1 protein-coding gene is annotated in these 760 nt (G+C 61.6%); it reads left to right on the top strand.

Annotated features, from left to right (window positions below):
* Positions 1-94 precede the first annotated feature (94 nt).
* Complete coding sequence (locus tag ACFQDI_RS23000) at positions 95-721, top strand: L,D-transpeptidase (RefSeq protein WP_377171418.1); 627 nt, start codon at positions 95-97, stop codon at positions 719-721.
* Positions 722-760: the final 39 nt, after the last annotated feature.

Below are 760 nucleotides of genomic sequence, written 5' to 3'. Positions count from 1 at the left end.
TGAAGGGGAAGCGAAAAGGGACGGGTGAGAAGGGGCTGAAACTTTAATCTCTCGCGCGTTGCTTTTTGCCATCCCGGCGGCATTGCTGCTGTGCATGAGGTCACTCCGGCTGCTTCTCCTTTTTTCTCTCGGCCTTGCCAGCTGCAACACCGTCCAAACCACGGGCAACAACGCCTTTCACTACAGCCGGAGGTTTGTGACGCACGAGATCCCGCGTGCCTCGCGCTTTGTGTGGAACGGGGTCACGGGGCTGTTTGGATCGAATGATGGTTCTTTCTGGTATGCGGATGAGATGACGGGCAGGCCGAGCGTGGTGATCAATCTCAGCGAGCAGATGGTGTACCTCTTCAAGCGCGGGGAGCTGGCGGGGGGCTCGCCCATTTCCTCCGGGGCGGAGGGCTATGACACACGGCCCGGGCATTACCGCGTGATGGAAAAGGACATCGACCACAAGTCGTCCATCTACGGCGACTACGAGGACTACCAGGGCAACGTGATCATGCAGAACATCGACAACCGCAAGGACCCGCGCCCGCCGGGCACGCGGTTTGAGGGGGCCAAGATGTACTACTTCATGCGGATCTACGGCGGCGTGGGGATGCACCAGGGCTACCTGCCGGGCTACGCGGCCTCTCACGGCTGCATCCGCCTGCCGGGGCACATGGCGGAGAAATTTTTCCGGGAGGTGCATGTGGGCACGCCGGTGGAGGTGGTGCCGTAGGTCGGGGCGGCTGCCCAAGTTTCAAGTTGCCGGACGGGT

Origin of the sequence: Prosthecobacter fluviatilis (assembly GCF_042655725.1) — a bacterium.
GTDB lineage: Bacteria > Verrucomicrobiota > Verrucomicrobiia > Verrucomicrobiales > Verrucomicrobiaceae > Prosthecobacter > Prosthecobacter fluviatilis.
Note: the sequence above shows the minus strand (reverse complement) of the source record. Positions and strands in the feature narration are given on the sequence as shown.